The organism is Candidatus Rickettsia barbarica (assembly GCF_041477405.1).
GTDB classification, from domain to species: domain Bacteria; phylum Pseudomonadota; class Alphaproteobacteria; order Rickettsiales; family Rickettsiaceae; genus Rickettsia; species Rickettsia rickettsii.
This window is the reverse complement of record NZ_JBEWYL010000004.1, coordinates 80,174-101,403: the sequence shown is the minus strand read 5'-3', so window position 1 is coordinate 101,403 and position 21,230 is coordinate 80,174. Positions and strand designations below refer to the sequence as shown.

The following is a 21,230-nucleotide window of genomic DNA, read 5'->3' as shown; positions in this document are numbered from 1 at the left end:
CGCACCTGTTAATACTGCATTTGCATGTGTAAGGGTTAATACCGACGCAGCATCTATTAACCTAGTCGTAGTAGCTTTAATAACCGCTCCCCCTAACGTGGCTTTACCTGCTCCTACATTCACTATTGCTAATGTATTTGTATTACCTATTGTTCCGTTAATGGCAACATCTGTCTTGACAGTTATTATACCTCTTCCATTTATATCGCCTGCAAGTGTTATCTTTGCCGGGGCTGCAGATTGTATAATTAGTGCAGCATTCGCTCCCCCTAAAACTATATTTCCTAAACCTGTATAATTATCGGCAGGAGCATCAAAACCATGATTTGCAGCAACAGCATTATTACCGTTTAAAGTGAAGCTTTTGCCGGCAGTAATAGTAACAGGCAACAAGTTACCTCCCGTTATAATCGAACCAACAACGGTATTTTGAACAATATTTAGACCTACGGGAGTAGTACCCGCAACATTTATAGCCGTAATAATACGATTGGCTGCATCTGCAGTGATAATATAATCACCACCGTAAGTAAATGCCCAATTGTTTTGAGGACTACCAGCAGGATTACCATTAGCTACCCCTGCAGCCGTTATCCCATTCCAATTATTATTGTCAACATTATCACTAAATGCTGCATTATTAGTAGCAATAACACCTGCAGCAACACCGAGTGCCCCGCTACTACTCAGCATTATCGCTGCGGTTGAGGTGGTGAATAAAGCGGCTTTAAGACCTTGTTGTATTGCTTTTTGAAATAATTTTGGAGAAATATTTGCCATACATGTAAACCTTAATAAAAATTAACTCACTTAAAAAATGTTATAACGCAACTTGTTTAGTATGTCTATTATAATTAATAACATAGATGATATTTTTATGTATAGATTGTCATTCCGTAGCGACGTTGGCCTTGTTGCATGGCTCGAGAAATCTGCTGTGTGTCATCCCGTGGACAAACCATGGGATGACACACAGGGAGGGAATCGCTCCACGCGGGCAATGCCCGCTCGCAATAACTATTTAGTATCCATATTCTCCTAACACCTTAATAACACATCATACATATAATATTCAGAAGCATTAGCTTTGAGCAATAATTCTGTAGCCGGGACACAATGATTACTCTTCACCATAGCCAGCGGTGTTAGACCTGATTTATCACGATAATTAACATACGCAGTGTGTTCAATTAAAAACTGTATTAATTCTTCACCGCAATTAGCTTTTATAGCATGATGCAGAGCTATACGTCCTAATTGGTTTTTGTACTGGGCATCAACACCTTTACTATATAAATAAAGTTTCTACCAAATTTTTGAAATTTAAAGCTCGCTTTATGCTGGATTTCTGTTTTTGCAGGAATGACATAAGAGCCATGCAACAACGCCTACAGCTGCGTAGCGCATGACGAAAAAATACCCTACCTCTCAGGCAATAATATCTCTCTTTTACCTGTATGATTCGGTGGTGAGACTATTCCCTCTTTCTCCATCTTCTCAACTAAGTTGGCAGCTTTGTTATAGCCAATTCTAAGCGACCTTTGGATATAGCTAATGGAAGATTTGCGTTCGTCACGCACTATCTGCACAGCTTTTTTGTAAAGCACTTCATCAGAAGTGCCGTCACCGATATCAATGCTACTATCGTCTTCTTCAGGTTGCTCGGTAACGGCAGAAATATATTCAGGCGTACCGCTCTCTTTCAAATATTCCGTAATTTGCTCAATTTCGGCTTCATTAACAAACGGTCCGTGTACCCTACTTATCTTGGAAGTACTCCCCATAAATAACATATCACCCATACCGAGTAACTGCTCGGAGCCTTGCTCTCCTAAAATCGTTCGGCTATCGATTTTAGAGGTAACTTTAAAACTAATACGACTTGGAAAATTGGCTTTAATGACACCAGTAATCACGTCTACAGAAGGTCTTTGCGTTGCCATAATAATATGGATGCCTGCCGCTCTTGCCATCTGAGCAAGCCTTTGAATCAGCATTTCAATATCCTTACCGGCAACTAGCATTAAATCAGCCATCTCATCAACAATAACCACTATGTAAGGCAGTTTTTCCATGTTCATTGTAACGGTTTCGTAAATAGGCTTACCTGTTTCAGGGTCAAAACCAGTTTGAATCGAACGCTCAATTACCCTATTCTCTTTAACCGCTTCTAAGATTTTTGCATTATAACCTGCGATATTCTTAACACCAATATTGCTCATCATTCTATAACGGTTTTCCATTTCCTTAACTGCCCATTTAAGAGCAACTACCGCTTTAGAAGGCTCGGTTACCACAGGAGTTAGCAAATGCGGTATTCCATCATAAGCCGATAATTCAAGCATTTTCGGATCAATCATGATAAAGCGACATTCTTCGGGAGTATAGCGGTATAAGAGCGACACAATCATCACATTAATACCGACGGATTTACCTGAGCCGGTGGTTCCTGCTACTAATAAATGAGGCATTTTAGCAAGATCGGCAATCAGCGGCTTACCTGCTAAATCTTTACCCAAGACTAACGGCAATAAAGTTGATTTGTCTTGGTATTCTGGGGTCTCTATAAGTTCTTTTAAGCAAAAGAATTCACGCTGCTTATTAGGAAGCTCAATACCAAGTACATTTTTGCCGGGTATGACTGCTATCCTTGTTGATAAAGCAGATAGTGAGCGTGCTATATCGTCAGATAATCCTACTACCCTTGATGTTTTCGTACCTGCTGCCGGCTCAAATTCATATTGAGTTACCACCGGTCCTTGATTGATATTAATTATCTGCCCTTTAACTCCAAAATCATTCAGCACGGTTAATAACTCTTCAGCCTTTTGTTTAAGCTCTGAGGACGAAGCTCCTTTTACATGATGTTTTTCAGGATCACGTAATAACGAAATAGGCGGCAATTCTGCTATTTCGCTTTGAGATATTTTAGGGCTAACAGGTTTGCTAAAGAATTTTATAGGATTTGCAGGTACGGATCTCGCTTCTTCAGGAAATTTTACTTTTTCACTTACAGGCTTTTGGTAAGAAGCAGTTATATTTATCTTATCATTGTTTTTAGTAGGGAATAATCTTATCGACGACAATCGTGAAAATACATTATGTAAAAAAGATTGTATCCGATAGATTAAAAATTTCCCTAGCTTAATAATAAAATTACTTAAAGAAGTAAATTTAATTTCAAATAAAACAACTAATATAATAAAGGTAAAAAATATTAATAATAAGTATAGTTGATTTGTAAATCGCTCAAAAAAATTAGAAGCTATTATTCCGATAGCTCCACCTGCATTTGCTGGTATGAATTCTAGCTTAATCTTAGATAATAATGTGCTACTGCTAACGAGAGCAAGCAACATTACAAACATACGGATAAATGAGCCGCGATATCTTCCATACCAACAATTTCTCCCCCAAACAAAGCAAGCAAGCGGTATAATAAAAGCAGCCAACCCAAAAAATTGATATAAACAATCCGATAAATAAGAGCCAAAAATTCCTACTAAATTACTATGGTACTCTGTTGTGACCGAGTTAAATGACGGATCGTCTATATTATATGACGTGAGAACAGTAACAATCCCAAGCCCGATTATCCCTAAGATAACCGCTTGTACCTTATTGTTTGAAAGAATTTTATTTATGTAATATAGCATAGTTTTAAATATTAAGCTAAATTATGAGTTTTATATCTTTTTCTATAATACTCTATAGGCTTTTCAATAAAGAAATAATTATTACTGTTATAAAAGTAACCAACGTATTAAGAAATGTCCCATTATCAGCCCAATATGAAATAGCAGGTAATATATTATACAAGACAATTAAATGACAACAATATATTGGGTAGAGAGTAAAGCAATTAATTTGTCTAACTTATTATCTTTGGTTAAGTCAAATATTTTTCCTAAAGATAGAGCAAATAAACAATAAAAAAGTAATTTTTTTAGTTGAGGCTCTATTGGGATAAACGGAAAAGTAATAATTATTAATATAATATATAAATAGAGTAATTGACTAAGCCAAGACTTTTTTTCGTTTATTTCTTGATTAGTATAAATATAAAATGCTTGACTACCAATTAAGAAAACTGCAAGTTCAGAAGGAAAGAATCTATAAGACCAAGAATCTCCTATAAATCCATTAAACTGAAGAATAATTCTAGTAATTAAAGATATACAAATTATGGATAAAATATAGATATTTTTCTTTTTTAGAATCCAAGGTGCCATTAAATAAAAAGAAATTTCTAGCCCAATTGACCAACCAGGAGGTATCAACAAAAATTGATAAAGAGGAGGCGTGGAGTCAATAAAGTATTTTGTAAAATGTACTGTATTATTATTAATTCCAATAAACATTGTTACATCTTGCAATAACATTGTTAGGTTTGCAAAAATTAAAAAAACCAGCCGGAAATGGAAGATGACACAATTGCTTAAAAAAGAAAATTTTTGCTGCAAGAAGAAAGTAACTAAAATACAAAAGATATAAGTAGGATAAAGCCTTAAATATCTACGTTTCCAAAATTTTATTTTGCTTGTATAATTGCTCTGAATCATAGCCATATAAAAGCCGGAAATCATGAAAAAAGATTGTACTGCAATTGTTGTACCTATAAATTTAAGCAATGGATGAGAAGTTGAATGTGCAGCCACAACAGAAAGAGCAAATAATAACCTCACTACACCCATTATGTTAAATAATATATTAGCAATTATATAATATCCAAAACCTACATCAAGTAACATAGCAGCACTTCTCACAATAATAGGATAAGTTATTTACATTAAAAGAGCCATTTTGTATTATGAAAATATATTTTTTTGAGGGAAAGGTAACCAAAATTCATGACCATAAAAATCCACACGGGAAAAGATTTCATAAAGATGCGGGCAGCAGGAAAATTAGCTGCAGAGACGCTCGATTTTATTACTGATCACGTAAAACCGAATGTCACTACTAATAGTTTAAATGGCCTTTGTCATAATTTTATTATTTCTCATAATGCCGTTCCTGCACCGTTAAATTACAAAGGCTTTCCGAAATCGATTTGTACTTCTATAAATCATGTGGTTTGTCATGGCATTCCAAACGATAAACCGTTAAAAAACGGTGATATAGTAAATATTGATGTTACGGTAATTTTAGACGGTTGGTACGGTGATACTAGCCGTATGTATTATGTCGGTGACGTAGCAATTAAGCCAAAGCGTCTTATTCAAGTAACTTATGATGCAATGATGAAAGGGATTGAAGTAGTTAGACCCGGTACTAAACTCGGTGATATCGGACATGCTATTCAAAGCTATGCCGAGAAACATAATTATTCTGTGGTTAGAGATTATACGGGTCACGGTATCGGAAGAGTTTTTCATGACGAACCGTCAATATTAAATTACGGTCGCAGCGGCACGGGTCTAACGTTAGAAGAAGGGATGTTTTTCACCGTTGAACCTATGATAAATGCCGGTAATTATGACACTATATTAAGTAAACTAGATGGATGGACAGTTACTACACGTGATAAATCATTATCGGCTCAATTTGAGCATACTATAGGCGTGACTAAAGACGGTTTTGAAATATTTACGTTATCACCTAAAAAACTTGATTATCCTCCATACTAAACTGTAGGGTAAAACTTGATTTTGTTGTATGGCTATCTATGTCATTCCCGCGGGACATTGTTGCGTGGATCAAAAAACGCACTCAGTGTCATCCCGTGGCTTGACCACGGGATCCAAAAAGCATTTAAAAAGACTAGATCCCGCGATCAAGTTAGCTAGGATGACATTAAAGATTACTGGATTCCCGCTTTTAGCTAGGAATGACATCAGCAACATTTTACTTATCTATAATTTGAATAAACATAAAAAATGTTAGAAAATAATTTGTTAGAATTTAGTAATGATGAAATAATAGATACGCCTCATTATATAGGTCACCGTAAAAGAGTAAAAGAACGCTTCGTTGCCGCTGGAGCAGAACATTTGTCTGATTACGAATTACTTGAAGTAATGTTATTTTCGGCTATCCCTCGTAAAGACATAAAACCTCTTGCTAAAAAATTACTTGATCATTTTGATATTACGGATTTAATTAACCTTGATAAGGAAAGGCTACTTAGTATTAAAGGCACCAATGAAAATTTATATATCAATTTTGCTCTACGTGAGCTGATAAATTAGAGTATTGAAACAAAAAATAATAACTAAAAATATTAATGCTTCTTGGAGTTCTTGGATTGATTATTTAAAAGTTAATATGGCCAATATACGACTCGAGCAATTTCGTATATTATTTTTGAATAAGAAAAATATTTTAATTGCTGATGAGGTTTTAAGTCAAGGAACTATAGACCAAGCTGCGGTATATCCACGTGAGATAATTAAACGAGCTTTATTTAACGAAGCAAGCAGCCTTATACTTGTGCATCATCATCCAAGCGGTAGCCCTGAACCTTCAAAAGCCAACATTCATATGACAAATAAGATAGTAGAGACATGCCAAACCGTAAATATTATAGTTTTAAATCTAATATGTTCCTATGAATATAAATAGCTACAGCACATTATTTATTTTTTCTTTTATATCCACCGCTATATTAACATATATATTAACTAAATATCTTCCTACTATCGGTTTAGTTGATATACCAAGTAACCGTCGTTCTCATGATAAGATAACACCGCGCGGCGGCGGTCTTGCTATTGTAGTTGTTGTAATGATTGCTTTGAGCGGGTTTGAATATATAACGAGCAATAACTTTGTTAATTCAATAAAAATATTACCGTTATTATTGGCAATTGCTTCGATTTCCTTTTTAGATGACTTAAAAGCCGTACCTATTCTAATTCGTTTAATAGTCCACTTAATTTGTGCAGCTTTTGCTATTTTTCTTTTTTCGCAGCTAAACTCTGTACATATACTAATATATTCTATTTTAGTTATAGCTTTAAGCGGTTTTATTAATATATATAATTTTATGGACGGTATAGACGGTATGAGTTGTGTGGAATCTATCCATCTATCTAGCACTATGCTTATATTATGTTTTTTACAATTTCCGACTATTAATAATCCATATTTTATAACTAGTGTAAATGTTATTATTCTTGGTGGCTCTTGTGGTTTTTTAATATTTAATTGGCATCCGGCAAAAATATTTTTAGGAGACGTGGGAAGTATTAGTCTTGGATTCTTAACGGGTCTTTGTTTGATCCTGCTGGCTCTTACAAGCACTAATTTATTTATAGCTTGTGCTATTGCTAGCTTATATTACATCACTGATGCAGTGCTAACCATATTAATTCGGCTACTCAATAAAGAAAAAATTTGGCAGCCTCATTTAAAACATTTTTTTCAAAAAGCAGTACAAAAAGGTAAATCTCATAAACAAGTAGTATCGATTATAGCAGTTTGTAATATATTTTTAATGATCATATCGGTTACATCTTTACATTTTCCCGTAATATCTATAATGCTTGCTTTAGCAGTCATAACTTTAACAGTGCAGAGTTTATTAAAATGAAGCTAATTAAAGAGGATATCGATAAAATAGTTAGACGTATATTTGCTAAACAACATCCATTGCTACCTGAAATCATGATTAACTGGAATAAAATAGTCGGGTTTAACTTCAGCACTAAAGTATTACCTTTAAAAATCACCACCTATACTTATAAAAAACAAAAGATTAATACGCTGTTTATACAAGCTGAAGATAATGCTACTGCAGCAGAATTACCTTATTATCAAGATATTATTCTAGAACGTATTAAAATTTATTTAGGTTTTGCAGCAATACATCAAATGAACGTAACGTTTTATAAAGGCAAAAAGAGTCTTTAGATTAAGAGTTTGTTGGCATGAATATCAATGCCATCTCTACTATAACTCCGCAAGCTTGTAGGTGTTGTTGCCTGGCTCAGTTTATGTCATTCCCGCAGAAGCGGGAATGACATCGTACGGGCTAACCATACAACAACTCTGCAACCGTAGGATCTAGGAAAAATAATAAAAATGCTGTAAATCAGAATTTTTTACTGGATTGCTTCGTCAATTACTTCGTAATTTTCCTCGCAATGACAAAAAAGCTGAATTATGCGATAATACCTTGCAGTCGCTTAGCTCATGACGTCTCAGTATCCACGTAGGCAATACCAAGACATACAAACAAAAAAAGGAGTCTTTATTAAAGACTCCTTTTGCGTATTAATAGCTTGTAAAAAGATTTAAGACTAATTACATATCAAATCTTAATCCTGCCATTAAGTTATGACCTTTATAATGGGTTCCACCAAATTTAACTTTATCCCCGTTAATAGTTTTGGTGGTATTTTTTGTTTTACCGTAATCTCTCCAGCTATAAACTAGTTCAGCTTTTACACCTTGTACAACTTCAAATGAAGTCCCTAAAGATAATTGATAAGCAAAGTTAGTTTTGTTTTTAGTAGTACCGTTGAAAGTGTCAGTTACACCACCTTTAATATCTTTAGAGTCAATTTTTTCCTTTACAAAAGCAGCACCAACACCTGCACCTGCAAATACTTTAAACATACTTAAATCGACGAAATCAACATAACCGTTAAGTAATACACTTACAATAGTAGGTTTATTTTTTACTGAGAAAGAATTACCGTCTGGATAAGTTTTTGATTTCTTTAAATGACTACTTGCTACCGTTCCAATTGTTAAATCGGTTCTTAGATTATCCATGATATAGTAACCCGCACCGATCTCACCTGTAAATCCTGTATTAGACTTTATATTACTTAACTTAAAATCTGCTCCTTTAGGTTTTGTTTTGTTAAAAATCACACCGCCGGCATTGAGTTTTAAATACCATTGATTTTCCACAGATGATGACATCGATGAATTAGTAGATGAATCTACAGAAGAATTCATATCGCAATCAGCAAATGAAAGACCAGAAGTTAAAAGTGCTGTACTTGCAGCTGCTATTAAAAGTAATTTTTTCATATTGTTAAATTTTTCCTTTAAATTTTATTAGTTGTTAGTAAAAACGATATTAGATAATAATTTTACAATTTTTACCTAAATTCGATAAAAAATAGTTTTAAGTGACATTTCTGAGTTGTCATCTAATACCGCTCCGTGGCTTAACCACCGGAATCCAGTCTTTTTTTTGTATTTCTAAATACCGTGGTTAAGCCACGGTATGATATTAGATTATTACCTAAAACTATTAATATATTCTTGTTAATTATATATCAAATCTTATACCGGCTGTTAAGTTATGGCTTTGATAATGCATACCACCGGTTGGTACACTTGTTCCTTGGTAAATTACATTCTTACTTTTGGTTCTACCATCATCTATCCAGCTATAAGCTAGTTCTACTTTAACACCGTCGGCAATTTGTACAGAAGTACCTAAAGTTAGCTTGTAAGAAATATTAGTGCTGTTTTTAGTGTTAGATGAAAGATCGGTTATCCCATTATATGTAATTTTTTCTTTAACTAATGCAGGACCAACACCGGCACCAGCAAAAACATCGAACATATCAAAATTAGTTAAATCTACATAACCGTTAATAAGTAAACGTGTAATAGTAGGTTTATGGCTTGCTGAAACATTAGTACGGGTAAAAGGTGCATTAGTCGCAGCTCCGGATTTCTTGAACTTACCACCGATTATAGTACCTAAAGTTAAATCAGCTCTAAAGTTTTCGGAAATATAATAACCGATACCTAAAGCAACTGGAACAGTTGTATTAGATTTTAATTTAACACCGGTTGCCTTATCTTTTTCTTCATTAAACATTGCTGCACCGGTATCTATTCTTAAATACCACTCATGATCCATGCCCTCAGCAAATGATACGCTAGAAGACAAAATTGTTGCACTTGTAGCAGCTATTAAAAGTAACTTTTTCATGATTAGCACCTCAAATTAAATAATTAAACATTATCTTAATGGCATATATAACATATTATATTTTTTAGTTCTATATTTAATCGGCAATTAGATTCATATAATAAAGCTTTTATTAAGTTTTGTGACAAAATAAACACATATAGTTAATTCATGTTATCATAGGTTCTGTGAAGATTTCTAATTGATTTGTTATTTTGAGATATTTTTAAGCGAAAATTATAAGATTTTTGAAATAGGATTAACTATTTCTTCAAAAATCTTATAATTTTCGCTTAAAAATATCTCAAAATAACAAATCAATTAGAAATCTTCACAGAACCTATGTATTTATTAAACTTATCTTTCTCATCTTTAAATTTATCGGCATCAGGTAAAGCAGTTTTTTTTTTGTAATATTTTTCCATCCTTTATTTTCTATAAAATCTTTTGCACGTTCTACCCATTCTATTAACCCCGGTGATTCAGGTTTAATAGCACCTATAGGACAATCAGGAACACAAACGCCGCAATCTATACATTCATCGGGGTTAATGACTAACATAAAATCATCTTCCCTTTCACCTTCATAAAAACAATCTACAGGACATACTTCAACACAATCGGTATATTTACATTTCACGCATTCATCGGTTACAACATAAGTCATTTTATTATCTGTTTTTGATTTTGTCAATTAATATAGCAGTTCTTAAAAGTAATACTAATAGAAAATATAATATAAAACTAATAAACATGATAATTAAAGGCTTGAGCATTGAAGAGTGAATAGTTGGACTCCCTAGCCTTAAAACACTAGCAGACTGATGCAGACTATACCAAATATTTACCGAGAATTTTACTATCGGTATGTTAATCAGTCCGATAAGAGCAATAATAGAAGAAGGATTTTGTGCCTTTCTTATATTATCCGCACTATTCACTATAATAATATAGCTTAAATATAATAAAAATAATATGAGCATGGAGGTAAGTCTTGCATCCCAAACCCACCATGTCCCCCATATAGGTTTTCCCCATAAAGAACCTGTTACTAAACTAATCAAAGTAAAAGTAGCCCCAACGTAACTAGAAGCTACGGCTAGCAAATAGCTAATAGTAGTTTTCCATACTAAATAGCTAAAGCTACATACTGCCATGAAAACATAAACACCAAGAGCCATCCAAGAGGCAGGGACATGAACATACATAATGCGTACAAAATCACCTTGCTGATAATCTACCGGCGAAACTATGAAGGCTAAATAAAGACCTATAATCATCATTACGCAAGTAGATATAGCTAATATAGGTATTATAACCTTTGATAATTTATTAAAATAATAGGGGGTTAATAGTTTTAGCATGTTTTCTTACTTCTTTATGTCATTCTGTGGCTAGAAATAACAGTTCTTATCCTCTTAAAAAACTCTTTCATTAATAGCCCCGAATCTTCGGCAAGAATTCCGCTATATATTTCCGGTCTATGAAAACAAGCACTACTGTTAAAATATCGCAAATTACTTTCGACTGCTCCGTGCTTGGAATCAGAAGCCCCATAAAATAAACGTTTTAACCTGCTATGAGCTATAGCTGCCGCACACATAGCACAAGGTTCTAAAGTAACGTAAATATCATAATCATTTAAATTTTTAGAAGATATAAGATTACATGCTTCATTAATAGCAATAATTTCAGCATGATAAAGAACGTTATTTTTTTCTTCCGTATTGTTATGGGTACTAGCAATAATTTTCTGATTTAACCTATCTACAACTACCGCTCCGACCGGGACTTCATTTTTATCAAAAGCAATCTTTGCTTGTTTTAAAGCTTGCTCCATGAAAAAATTATTAAAATTAGCTTCTTTATCTAACAATATATTCACGGTACTTTACGTGTTCTTCGATTCCAAAAGGATCTTGGTGGATAATTATTTCAGCCTCCGGAAATTCCTGCAATATTTCAAAAGCAATCTCATCGCTAATTTTATGAGCATTATAAAGCGACATATTGCCGTCCATTTCCAGATGGCACTGGATAAAAGCTTTTTGACCGGCATATCTAGTTTTCATTTCGTGCATACCTTTTGCCCCTAAATGGTTATTAACTATCGAGATAATTTTTTGTCTGTCTTGTTCGGGTAATTCATGATCTACTAAATTTTTAAATGCCTTTTTAAATAAAGAATAAGAAGAGTGAAATATATATAACGAAATAACTACACCAAATAATGGGTCAACAAACCAAAAATAATCACTTAAATTTATAGAGATAATTACTATAACATTAGTTAGTAAGTCCGTGAAATAATGAAGCTTATCGGCTTTTACTATTTCCGATCCTGTTTTTTTAATTACATAAGTTTGGTAAAACACTAAAATAATTGTTAAGAATATACATCCATACATTACAGTAGTACCGTCGCTAATATTCTCCGGTTTTGTTTTTTCAAATACAGATTTAACCGAAGAAAAGCCTACAAAAAAAGCTGAAGCAAAGAAAAATATCGATTGAGAAAAAATTGTTAAATCCTGCAGTTTTTCATACCCGAATCGATGATGATGATCTGGCGGTTGCAGGGCAAATCTTAAAGCTATTAGATTAATAAAGGAGGAAGTTATATCAAGCATTGAATCAATTAAAGAAGCAAGGATTGATTGCGAATCGGTAACAACCCAAGCATATAATTTTATACTTAAAATAATTAATGCCGTAGTAACCGATAAATAAGATGCCGATTTTATTAACCGATTACGGCTATTAGTATCCATGACAAATCTTTCCAATTTATTTATTTGTAGTTTAACAAAGAAAATATAAAATTCAATTATAATGAGGTTCTGTGAACAAAATTAAAAATAATATTTTAAAATACACAGAATCTAGTTTTAGCTTTACAAAATTCTAAAAACCATATACTTATTAATTATATATTAATTTAGAGAGAATTATATGAAACTATTATCTAAAATTATGATTATAGCTCTTGCAACTTCTATGTTACAAGCCTGTAACGGTCCGGGCGGTATGAATAAACAAGGTACAGGAACACTTCTTGGCGGTGCTGGCGGCGCATTACTTGGTTCTCAATTCGGTAAGGGCAAAGGACAGCTTGTTGGAGTAGGTGTAGGTGCATTACTTGGAGCAGTTCTTGGTGGACAAATCGGTGCAGGTATGGATGAACAGGATAGAAGACTTGCAGAGCTTACCTCACAGAGAGCTTTAGAAACAGCTCCTAGTGGTAGTAACGTAGAATGGCGTAATCCGGATAACGGCAATTACGGTTACGTAACACCTAATAAAACTTATAGAAATAGCACTGGTCAATATTGCCGTGAGTACACTCAAACAGTTGTAATAGGCGGAAAACAACAAAAAGCATACGGTAATGCATGCCGCCAACCTGACGGACAATGGCAAGTTGTGAATTGATAGACAAAACATCATTGCGAGCAAAATTACGAAGTAATTGCCGAAGCAATCTCAGGAATTTTATTATTTCATGAGATTGCCACGCAGCTTATGGCTGCTCGCAATGACGTTATAACAAAAGGAGCAACCTATGACTTTCATAATAACAAGTACGGCATTTAAACATAATGATCGCATTCCTGATAAATTTACTTGTAAAGGACAAAATGTTTCACCGCATCTAGAATGGAGTAATGCTCCTTCAGATACTCAATCTTTTGCACTTATAATGAATGATCCGGATGCACCGGTAGAAATAGCACCGCCACACAATATATGGGATCATTGGGTAATATATAATATTTCTAATATTTCTGCTTCTATTACTAAGCTTTCAGAAGGACAAATAGATAGTAGTATTAAAATTTAAAATAATAGCTGGCAAGAAAAAAATACGGCGGTCCTTGTCCACCTGCCGGCAAACCTCATCGTTATTTTTTTAAACTATATGCCCTAAATGATTATCTTGAGCTTGATGAGAATGCTAGCAAGCCAGATTTAGTATTAGCCCTGCAAAAGCATTTACTTGTCGAGGCAGCACTAATCGGCATTTATTCTATTTAATGAATGCTATTTATTGCCCATTGTGTCATCCCGTGGCTTAACCACGGGATCTAGAAAAATAACTTAAAACATTAATAACTTTAGTATTTATTACTGGATCCCGTGGTCAAGCTACGGGATGACAGAAGTGAACTGACACATGCAAAAACCTATAATCGAGTTTCGTAACGTATCTAAAAAATTCGGTAATAAATTGCCGATAAATAACGTTAGTTTCACTGTCAAAAAAAATAATATCACTACTTTAATCGGACCTAACGGTGCAGGTAAAACTACCATAGTACGCTTAATGCTTGGACTTGAAAAACCTACAAGCGGCGAGATTATAATTGATCCCAAACTAAAAATTGGATATGTACCGCAGAAGTTCGGATTACCCCCTGATTTACCTATTACAGTAAAAAATTTTTTAGAGTTGTTAGCACCGAGTAATTTTAATAACAATATTAAAGAGATTAACTCATTTATTGATTTGGAACATATAAAAGATCAAGAAATTTCTAAGCTCTCAGGAGGGCAGTTTCAAAAGGTAGTTCTTGCATGTTCAATAGTTAATAATCCCGACTTAATTATTTTAGATGAACCGTTACAGTCTTTAGACGTAACAAGCCAACAAGAATTTTATCAGCTTATTAATTTGATTCGTAAAAAGCTCAATATTACGGTTTTTATGATTTCTCATGATTTATTTACCGTAATAAAAAACTCCGATCAAGTGATATGCTTAAACGGTCACATATGTTGCAGCGGAATACCAAATGAACTAACTCCTAACTCTAAATTCTCAAATGCACTTTCTGCTCTAGGCTTCTATACCCACCACCATGACCATAAGCATTAGAATTCTTGCATAACTTATTTGTCTCCAAAAGGATCTCTCCTTATTAGCTATGTTATGCAAGAATTCTATTATACTTGAATTGTATTCCACGCTCACCTAAGCTTGTTCTGTAGCATCACCTATCAACTCTACTTTTAATGCATTGTGATCCGTATTATCGAACTGAGTTAAATCATTTTCATTTGTATTACCTGATTCTTGTTGGCCTGTTATCATATTAAACAATTCTTTCGTAATGAGCCTGGCCTTAGATAAGCTTTTTACCTTATAACTATTTTCAATACAGAGTTTCTGCTGACTTGGTTCCATTGCAAGTACTTCTTTCACACTAACACCGGCGTCAGTCAAACTTTTTATATTATCATCATTTTCAACAAAGAATTCTTGTTTATTGTTTTCTATATTCGAAATTTGTGCAAAAGTAAAACCTATGTTAAGCAACGATATTTCCTCTTCTGTTAAATCTCGGTTAATTTGCTTACTTATTATTAATTTGTTGTAGTATTGTAGTAATTTACTATCAGTTTTTAGCTCTTCAATAGTAGAATATTGATTAACCTGGTTATTAGCATTTTTTCCTAAGTTTAATTCTATTGTTGGTACTTTTCTTGTAATAGGATAAACATTTGTTGCATCGCCATATATAAATCTTGCTCCATTGGTTTTGGATGAAGTATAGTGTTTATATCAAGTTTAGGAGTTTGTCCGCCACATCCTACATATAAATTTAATGCTTGTTTTTGTAATGCTTCTCTCAATTTATTTATTATAGGTACAAATAATAATTTATCTTCTTTCCCTAAATGCTCAAATGAATCTAGTACCATACATAGAAGTGGCTTTTTCATTCTTTTTTCCCTCTCCAACAAGCCAAGCATATGACTGAGCTCTTATATTTCCTTTCATCATCCGTAATTATATAAAAACCGGCATTTGCTTTACTCATACCGTCTAAAATACATATTTCGGAATCATGTCCTATAGATTGGCAAGAATTACTAAATTTACCAAGCATAAAACCTTTCATATCATCGGCAGGTAATTTAGGAAAATTATACTTTTTGCCTGTTACCTCTATATCAAAATTAATATCAGGCATATATATTCTTTTATAAAGTTCAATGCTTTTTGAAAACTATTATTATCTAGTTTTCCTTTTAAAGAAAAATTAGCTAAATTTTTTGCATGTAATTTATTTTCTTCTGATAATTCTTCTTCGTTGTACTTATAAGATTCTTTAATTTACTATTTCAGTTACTTGATTTACTAATTCTTTAAATCATTTTTAGTTATCTGCTGAAAAATCATTTAATTTATTTTCTTTAAGAATTTTTTGAAATTTTTCAGTTTTTTCCAGTAAGTGTGCATTACTGAAAATATATAATGAGTCTCTTCCAGATTTATTTAAAATTTGAAAAAATTCTAATGTTTTGGAAGACAATGTTTGTGGTAAATTAAATTGAAAACTCAATTCTATTGTTTCTTTTGTATCATAATTAACAGTTTTTAAGTAACTTTTTATATCTTCTAAATTTCCAAAGTAAGTAGATACTTTTTTAGCCATTTCTAAAGAATTTAAACCGCCATTCTCCGTATATAAGTCAGCGATTTTCGACAATATGGCAATATTCCTTACATAGTCTTTACTAATAAGATTTTTTAAGGTGTGTATTTGTACTTAAATATTGCTTATGTATTTTTTCAAAAACATCATTAGTATTTAATTGATCAAAATTATTTTCTAATAATTCTTTTAATGTATCACTAGACTTTTTATTAAAGCCCTCCTTATATAATATATTTCAGCATCGTCTTGGTGTATTCCAGCTTTTTTTAAAGTCATGGGATTACTTTTAGCATTTTCTTCTAAGGTTGTTATGACCTTTTGGATCACTAGCTTTCGCTAGTTTTTTGTTTAATTGTTCCAAGCGTTGCTTTGGATCTTATTTATCTATCCATTCTTCGGTAGTTAATAAATTATAAATTTTTTCAATACTATTAAATGTAACTTTCATTAATTTCTTCTTTTATAATTATTCTACAGAAAACCATAAAACATGATAATTTTTAGAAAATAGCAAGGATTAGATTAATTTTTCTTAACGAAATCAAGAGATGAGTGTTAAGGATAATTTAGAAATACATCAAATAGCAAATTATATAGAGTAACTTGTTATTTATATTAGATCACACCAAATATTGCTTTAAATATCTACCGGTATGGCTTTCCTCACAGACAGCGATGTCGGCAGGAGTGCCACATACAACTATCTTACCACCTTTGTCGCCACCTTCAGGACCGACGTCAATAATATAATCTGCAGTTTTTATAACATCTAAATTATGCTCGATAACTAAAACGGTATTGCCCATATCAACAAGTTTATGTAACACTTTTAACAATTTATTAATATCGTCGATATGTAATCCCGTAGTCGGTTCATCAAGTATATAAAGCGTTTTACCGGTTGAACGTCTTGATAATTCTTTAGCAAGCTTAACGCGTTGTGCTTCACCACCTGAAAGAGTAGTAGCAGACTGACCGATTTTAATATAGCCTAGACCCACTTCATTTAAGATAATTAATTTTTCATAGATTAACGGTATTTTTTCAAAAAACTGCATCGCATCTTCTACAGTCATCATCAAAATATCGGCAATAGATTTACCTTTATATTTTATTTCAAGCGTTTCTCTATTATATCTGTGACCGTTACAAATATCACACTTTACATATACGTCAGGTAGGAAATGCATCTCTATTTTTATTAGCCCATCACCTTGGCATGCTTCACATCTACCACCTTTAACGTTAAACGAAAATCTGCCTACTTTATACCCTCTAGCTTTTGATTCAGGTAACTCCACAAACCAATCCCTAATATTGGTAAAGACACCTGTATAAGTCGCAGGGTTTGAACGAGGAGTTCTACCTATCGGAGATTGATTAATATCGATAATTTTATCAATATATTCAAGTCCTTTTAACTCTCTATATTTGCCAGGAAATACTTTGCTAGTTGGCTCTAAATGCTTTAGAGCCGCTTTATACAGAGTATGAATCATCAAGCTTGATTTACCACTTCCCGATACTCCCGTTATAGCGGTAAAAGTACCAAGCGGAATTTTGATATCAACATTATCTAAATTGTTGGAAACCGCCCCAAGTAATTCAATTGCCCTATTATCATGCCCTACTCTTGTTTCAGACGGCACTTTGATTGTTTGACGACCACTTAGATACCTACCTGTGATACTTTCTTCAAAATTCTTTATTTCTTCAGCATTTCCTTCCGCAATAACACGACCGCCGTGAATACCGGCTCCCGGTCCTATATCAATAATATGGTCTGCTGCATATATTGTTTCTTCATCATGCTCGACTACCAAAACGGTATTACCCAAATCTCTAAGCCTTTTTAGTGTCTCAATTAATCTTGTATTATCTCGTTGATGAAGACCAATAGACGGCTCATCAAGTACATATAAAACACCGCTCAGTCCTGAACCTATTTGAGATGCAAGACGAATACGCTGACTTTCTCCCCCCGATAAAGTACCTGCTTCTCGTGATAACGTTAGATAATCAAGCCCGACATTCATAAGAAATTTTAATCTCTCGGTAATTTCTTTGAGTATACGCTCAGCAATAAATAATTGCTTTTTATTTAATTTTTCTTCTAAGTGACTAAACCATTTTTGCAAGGCTGCAATACTCATACCTGCTACTTCGCCTATATGCAAATTTGCTATTTTAACGCATAATGCTTCGTCTTTTAATCTAAACCCTGAACAAGCAGTACATTTATGCTCTGACTTAAATTTAGCTAGTTCTTCTTTAATTAAAACCGATTCTATAGTACGGTCCTTTTCTTGCAAACTTGGTATTATACCGGCAAAAGGTTGTTTTATTATTTGCGTTTTAGAACCATCGTGAAATTCAAACTTTATTGCCTCTTCTCCTGAACCTTCAAATAAAATATCCTTAACATTTTGTGATAAACTTACAAAAGGTACTTCAATAGAAAATTTATAATGATCGGCAAGAGCCTTTAATGTCTCTAGGATAAATTTAGAAGCTGTACTACCCCAAGGCACTATTGCACCGTCTTTAATAGCAATTCTTTGATCCGGAACTATTAAATCTCTATCAAAGAAAAACTCCTTACCTATCCCTTCACATTTAGGACATGCTCCAAAAGGGCTATTAAAAGAAAAGATTCGAGGCTCTATTTCAGTAAGCTGAAAACCCGATACCGGACAAGAATATTGCTCGGAAAAAGTAATACGCTGATTTTTTTCAAACTCACTCTTAACTGCCGGCGGTAATTCTACAATGTCCAAATAAGTAATACCCTCGGCAAGATTTAACGAACTCTCTAAGCTATCTGCAAGTCTATTACCTAAACTTTCGTCTAGAACTATTCTATCAACTATCACTTCTATATTATGCTTCTTATTTTTATCAAGTTTCGGTAAATCATCAATTTCGCAAACTTCCCCGTTAACTATTAATTTCTGAAAGCCTTGCTTTTTTAAGTTCATAATTTCACGCTTGAACTCACCCTTATGTCCTCTAACAATAGGAGCGAGTAAATATATTTTCGTACCCTTAGGTAGTTCGTTAATTATATCTACCATCTCGGAAACTGTTTGGCTATGTATCGGAAGACCGGTTGCCGGAGAGTAAGGAATACCCACCCTTGCATATAATAACCTAAGATAATCGTAAATTTCCGTTATAGTTCCAACCGTAGAACGTGGATTTTTGGAAGTAGTTTTTTGGTCAATTGCAATAGCAGGCGATAATCCGGAAATAGATTCTACATTAGGTTTATTTTGTAAATGTAAGAATTGCCTTGCATATGCAGATAAACTTTCAACATATCGCCTTTGACCTTCTGCATAAATAGTATCAAACGCTAAAGAAGACTTGCCTGAACCGCTAAGACCGGTGATAACAACAAATTTATTCCTTGGAATATTAACATTTATATTTTTTAGATTATGCTCTTTAGCACCGCGTACCTTAATATATTCTTGGTTCATAATCACTTCACTACAAAATTTTTGAGATATTTTTTAAAAAACCTATAGTATTATAGGCTCTTTTATTTTATTATTGCAATAGTAATGTTTTAAAGTAGGTAGTAATCTATGGCAGGTAGTGTAAATAAAGTAATATTAATAGGTAATGTAGGACGTGATCCGGAAATGAGAACTACGGGCGAAGGAAAAAAAATCATTAATCTTTCCTTAGCAACAACCGAAACTTGGAAAGATCGCATTACCAGCGAACGAAAAGAACGAACTGAATGGCATAGAGTAGTGATATTTAGTGAAGGGTTAGTATCTGTTGTAGAACGCTATGTCACAAAAGGTAGCAAATTATATATTGAAGGTTCATTGCAAACCCGTAAGTGGAATGATAATTCAGGTCAAGAAAAATATACCACGGAAGTTGTGTTACAAAACTTTAATTCACAATTACTATTATTAGATAGTAAAAACTCTAATAATCATAATCAAGATTCAGGGCATAGCGAATATAAACATCCTGAAACTAAAAATCATTCCTTTGACCATAGCGACTTAGACGACGAAATACCGTTTTAATCAAAATTGTTATGAAAAATTTTATTTGGGCAATAATATTTTTAATACCAATATTTCTTTCAGGGTGTTCTACTACTCATGATGTAGCTAGAAGGGTAAAGCATTCGCAAGATATAGCAACTCAAAATAACTTTCAGATGGGGCTAGTAAACGGTGGTGATTTTACTCTTACGACTTATCAGCGTATTACCGACCGTAACCTACCTTTTGTATTCTATATTGAGGGAGATGGACATCTTGCGAATGGATCTGCTAATTCCGACAACCCTACTCCCGTTAATCCGATGCTCTTAAAGCTTGCTACAATGGATAAAAGACCGAATATTGTTTATATAGCAAGACCTTGCCAATATACTCCTTTAGAAATGAACTCAAAATGCATTAGCGATTATTGGTTAGATAAAAGAATGGGGCAGGAAGTCGTAGATTCAATTAACAATGTCATAAATATTATCAATAACGGACAAAAATTTAGCTTAGTCGGCTTCTCCGGTGGCGGCGGGCTTACAATATTAATTGCCGCTCAAAATAGTAATGTTAAAGATATTATAACGATTGCCGGTAATTTAGATACTAAAAAGTTTGATAAATATCATAATTATCGTGGTTACTTAGTTAAATCCTTAAACCCGATAAATTATGCAAAACAGGTTAATAATATCCCTCAATTACATCTCTCCGGCATGGATGACAAAAGAGTCCCGCCTTTCATAGCAGCACTTTACGTAAAAACAAGTAACTCACCGTGTGTAAAAAAGCAAACTTTTCCTAATATTTCTCATGCAAAAGGTTGGGATAAAGTTTGGTCTAATATATTAGATATTCCTCTAATTTGTAATTAGGCATTAGGAAATA

20 protein-coding genes and 6 pseudogenes are annotated in these 21,230 nt (G+C 33.3%); 11 read left to right on the top strand and 15 right to left on the bottom strand.

Going from position 1 to position 21,230, the window contains the following annotated elements:
• From ABVF33_RS06590 to ABVF33_RS06575, 4 genes and pseudogenes are all read right to left on the bottom strand, one after another.
• A pseudogene (locus tag ABVF33_RS06590) lies at positions 1-780 on the bottom strand (autotransporter outer membrane beta-barrel domain-containing protein); the annotation flags it as partial.
• Positions 781-1,038: 258 nt separating this feature from the next.
• Positions 1,039-1,242: an ankyrin repeat domain-containing protein gene (locus tag ABVF33_RS06585; protein ID WP_499706737.1), complete on the bottom strand. Its 204-nt coding sequence runs from the start codon at positions 1,240-1,242 to the stop codon at positions 1,039-1,041.
• 179 nt (positions 1,243-1,421) lie between these two features.
• Positions 1,422-3,656: a DNA translocase FtsK gene (locus ABVF33_RS06580; protein WP_499706732.1), complete on the bottom strand. Its 2,235-nt coding sequence runs from the start codon at positions 3,654-3,656 to the stop codon at positions 1,422-1,424.
• A gap of 168 nt (positions 3,657-3,824) precedes the next feature.
• Positions 3,825-4,751, bottom strand: coding sequence for an acyltransferase family protein (locus ABVF33_RS06575; RefSeq protein WP_499706731.1), 927 nt, complete (start codon positions 4,749-4,751; stop codon positions 3,825-3,827).
• A 99-nt stretch (positions 4,752-4,850) separates the two neighbouring features.
• Here ABVF33_RS06575 and map point away from each other — a divergent pair, with 99 nt between their 5' ends.
• From map to ABVF33_RS06545, 6 genes and pseudogenes are all read left to right on the top strand, one after another.
• Complete coding sequence (gene map / locus ABVF33_RS06570; RefSeq protein WP_499706730.1) at positions 4,851-5,630, top strand: type I methionyl aminopeptidase; 780 nt, start codon at positions 4,851-4,853, stop codon at positions 5,628-5,630.
• Positions 5,631-5,879: 249 nt separating this feature from the next.
• Positions 5,880-6,191 carry a UPF0758 domain-containing protein gene (locus tag ABVF33_RS06565; protein WP_499706729.1) on the top strand — a complete coding sequence of 104 codons (312 nt, stop codon included), beginning with the start codon at positions 5,880-5,882 and terminating at the stop codon, positions 6,189-6,191.
• Between the two features lie 4 nt (positions 6,192-6,195).
• Positions 6,196-6,564: a JAB domain-containing protein gene (locus ABVF33_RS06560; RefSeq protein ID WP_499706728.1), complete on the top strand. Its 369-nt coding sequence runs from the start codon at positions 6,196-6,198 to the stop codon at positions 6,562-6,564.
• Positions 6,551-7,534: an MraY family glycosyltransferase gene (locus tag ABVF33_RS06555; protein WP_499706727.1), complete on the top strand. Its 984-nt coding sequence runs from the start codon at positions 6,551-6,553 to the stop codon at positions 7,532-7,534. Before ABVF33_RS06560 ends, ABVF33_RS06555 begins: the two co-directional genes overlap by 14 nt.
• Complete coding sequence (locus ABVF33_RS06550; protein WP_499706726.1) at positions 7,531-7,854, top strand: DciA family protein; 324 nt, start codon at positions 7,531-7,533, stop codon at positions 7,852-7,854. The genes ABVF33_RS06555 and ABVF33_RS06550 overlap by 4 nt, the downstream gene beginning before the upstream one ends.
• Before the next feature lie 169 nt (positions 7,855-8,023).
• Positions 8,024-8,107, top strand: a pseudogene (locus ABVF33_RS06545) (lytic transglycosylase domain-containing protein); the annotation flags it as partial.
• Between the two features lie 140 nt (positions 8,108-8,247).
• On the opposite strand, the gene ABVF33_RS06540 reads toward ABVF33_RS06545, so the two are convergent.
• The 6 genes and pseudogenes from ABVF33_RS06540 to ABVF33_RS06515 form a co-directional block, all read right to left on the bottom strand.
• The gene (locus tag ABVF33_RS06540; RefSeq protein ID WP_499706725.1) at positions 8,248-8,985 is read right to left on the bottom strand and encodes an outer membrane protein; all 738 of its coding nucleotides are present in this window, start codon (positions 8,983-8,985) and stop codon (positions 8,248-8,250) included.
• Positions 8,986-9,229: 244 nt separating this feature from the next.
• Positions 9,230-9,904 (bottom strand): adhesin Adr, encoded by a 675-nt coding sequence (gene adr, locus ABVF33_RS06535; RefSeq protein ID WP_499706724.1) that lies wholly within the window; start codon positions 9,902-9,904, stop codon positions 9,230-9,232.
• 296 nt (positions 9,905-10,200) lie between these two features.
• A pseudogene (locus ABVF33_RS06530) lies at positions 10,201-10,550 on the bottom strand (ferredoxin family protein).
• Positions 10,551-10,554: 4 nt separating this feature from the next.
• Entirely contained in the window at positions 10,555-11,247 is a 693-nt protein-coding gene (gene ccmC / locus ABVF33_RS06525) for a heme ABC transporter permease CcmC (RefSeq protein WP_499706723.1), read from the bottom strand.
• 14 nt (positions 11,248-11,261) lie between these two features.
• Positions 11,262-11,768, bottom strand: coding sequence for a nucleoside deaminase (locus tag ABVF33_RS06520; RefSeq protein ID WP_499706722.1), 507 nt, complete (start codon positions 11,766-11,768; stop codon positions 11,262-11,264).
• A complete protein-coding gene (locus tag ABVF33_RS06515) occupies positions 11,749-12,654 on the bottom strand; it encodes a cation diffusion facilitator family transporter (protein WP_499706721.1) in 906 nt (301 codons plus the stop codon). Before ABVF33_RS06515 ends, ABVF33_RS06520 begins: the two co-directional genes overlap by 20 nt.
• Positions 12,655-12,835: 181 nt before the next feature.
• Between ABVF33_RS06515 and ABVF33_RS06510 the strand changes: the two genes are divergently transcribed.
• The 3 genes and pseudogenes from ABVF33_RS06510 to ABVF33_RS06500 all read left to right on the top strand — a co-directional run bounded on the left by ABVF33_RS06510 (position 12,836) and on the right by ABVF33_RS06500 (position 14,759).
• On the top strand, positions 12,836-13,315 hold the full coding sequence (locus ABVF33_RS06510; RefSeq protein WP_004997204.1) for an RT0821/Lpp0805 family surface protein: 480 nt from the start codon (positions 12,836-12,838) through the stop codon (positions 13,313-13,315).
• Positions 13,316-13,445: 130 nt separating this feature from the next.
• Positions 13,446-13,918 (top strand): annotated as a pseudogene (locus ABVF33_RS06505) (YbhB/YbcL family Raf kinase inhibitor-like protein).
• Positions 13,919-14,057: 139 nt separating this feature from the next.
• Positions 14,058-14,759 (top strand): ATP-binding cassette domain-containing protein, encoded by a 702-nt coding sequence (locus tag ABVF33_RS06500; protein ID WP_499706720.1) that lies wholly within the window; start codon positions 14,058-14,060, stop codon positions 14,757-14,759.
• 96 nt (positions 14,760-14,855) lie between these two features.
• Here the strand turns inward: ABVF33_RS06500 and ABVF33_RS06495 are convergent, their stop codons facing one another.
• From ABVF33_RS06495 to uvrA, 5 genes and pseudogenes are all read right to left on the bottom strand, one after another.
• Entirely contained in the window at positions 14,856-15,200 is a 345-nt protein-coding gene (locus ABVF33_RS06495) for a hypothetical protein (RefSeq protein ID WP_499706719.1), read from the bottom strand.
• Between the two features lie 149 nt (positions 15,201-15,349).
• Positions 15,350-15,586: a hypothetical protein gene (locus ABVF33_RS06490; protein WP_016830557.1), complete on the bottom strand. Its 237-nt coding sequence runs from the start codon at positions 15,584-15,586 to the stop codon at positions 15,350-15,352.
• Positions 15,567-15,858, bottom strand: a pseudogene (locus tag ABVF33_RS06485) (hypothetical protein). The gene ABVF33_RS06490 and the pseudogene ABVF33_RS06485 overlap by 20 nt, the downstream one beginning before the upstream one ends.
• Before the next feature lie 167 nt (positions 15,859-16,025).
• Positions 16,026-16,377, bottom strand: a pseudogene (locus ABVF33_RS06480) (hypothetical protein).
• A 569-nt stretch (positions 16,378-16,946) separates the two neighbouring features.
• A complete protein-coding gene (gene uvrA / locus ABVF33_RS06475) occupies positions 16,947-19,808 on the bottom strand; it encodes an excinuclease ABC subunit UvrA (RefSeq protein ID WP_499706718.1) in 2,862 nt (953 codons plus the stop codon).
• Between the two features lie 108 nt (positions 19,809-19,916).
• On the opposite strand from uvrA, the gene ABVF33_RS06470 reads away from it, so the two are divergent.
• A complete protein-coding gene (locus ABVF33_RS06470) occupies positions 19,917-20,375 on the top strand; it encodes a single-stranded DNA-binding protein (RefSeq protein ID WP_499706717.1) in 459 nt (152 codons plus the stop codon).
• An 11-nt stretch (positions 20,376-20,386) separates the two neighbouring features.
• The gene (locus ABVF33_RS06465) at positions 20,387-21,217 is read left to right on the top strand and encodes an alpha/beta hydrolase family protein (protein WP_499706716.1); all 831 of its coding nucleotides are present in this window, start codon (positions 20,387-20,389) and stop codon (positions 21,215-21,217) included.
• Positions 21,218-21,230: the final 13 nt, after the last annotated feature.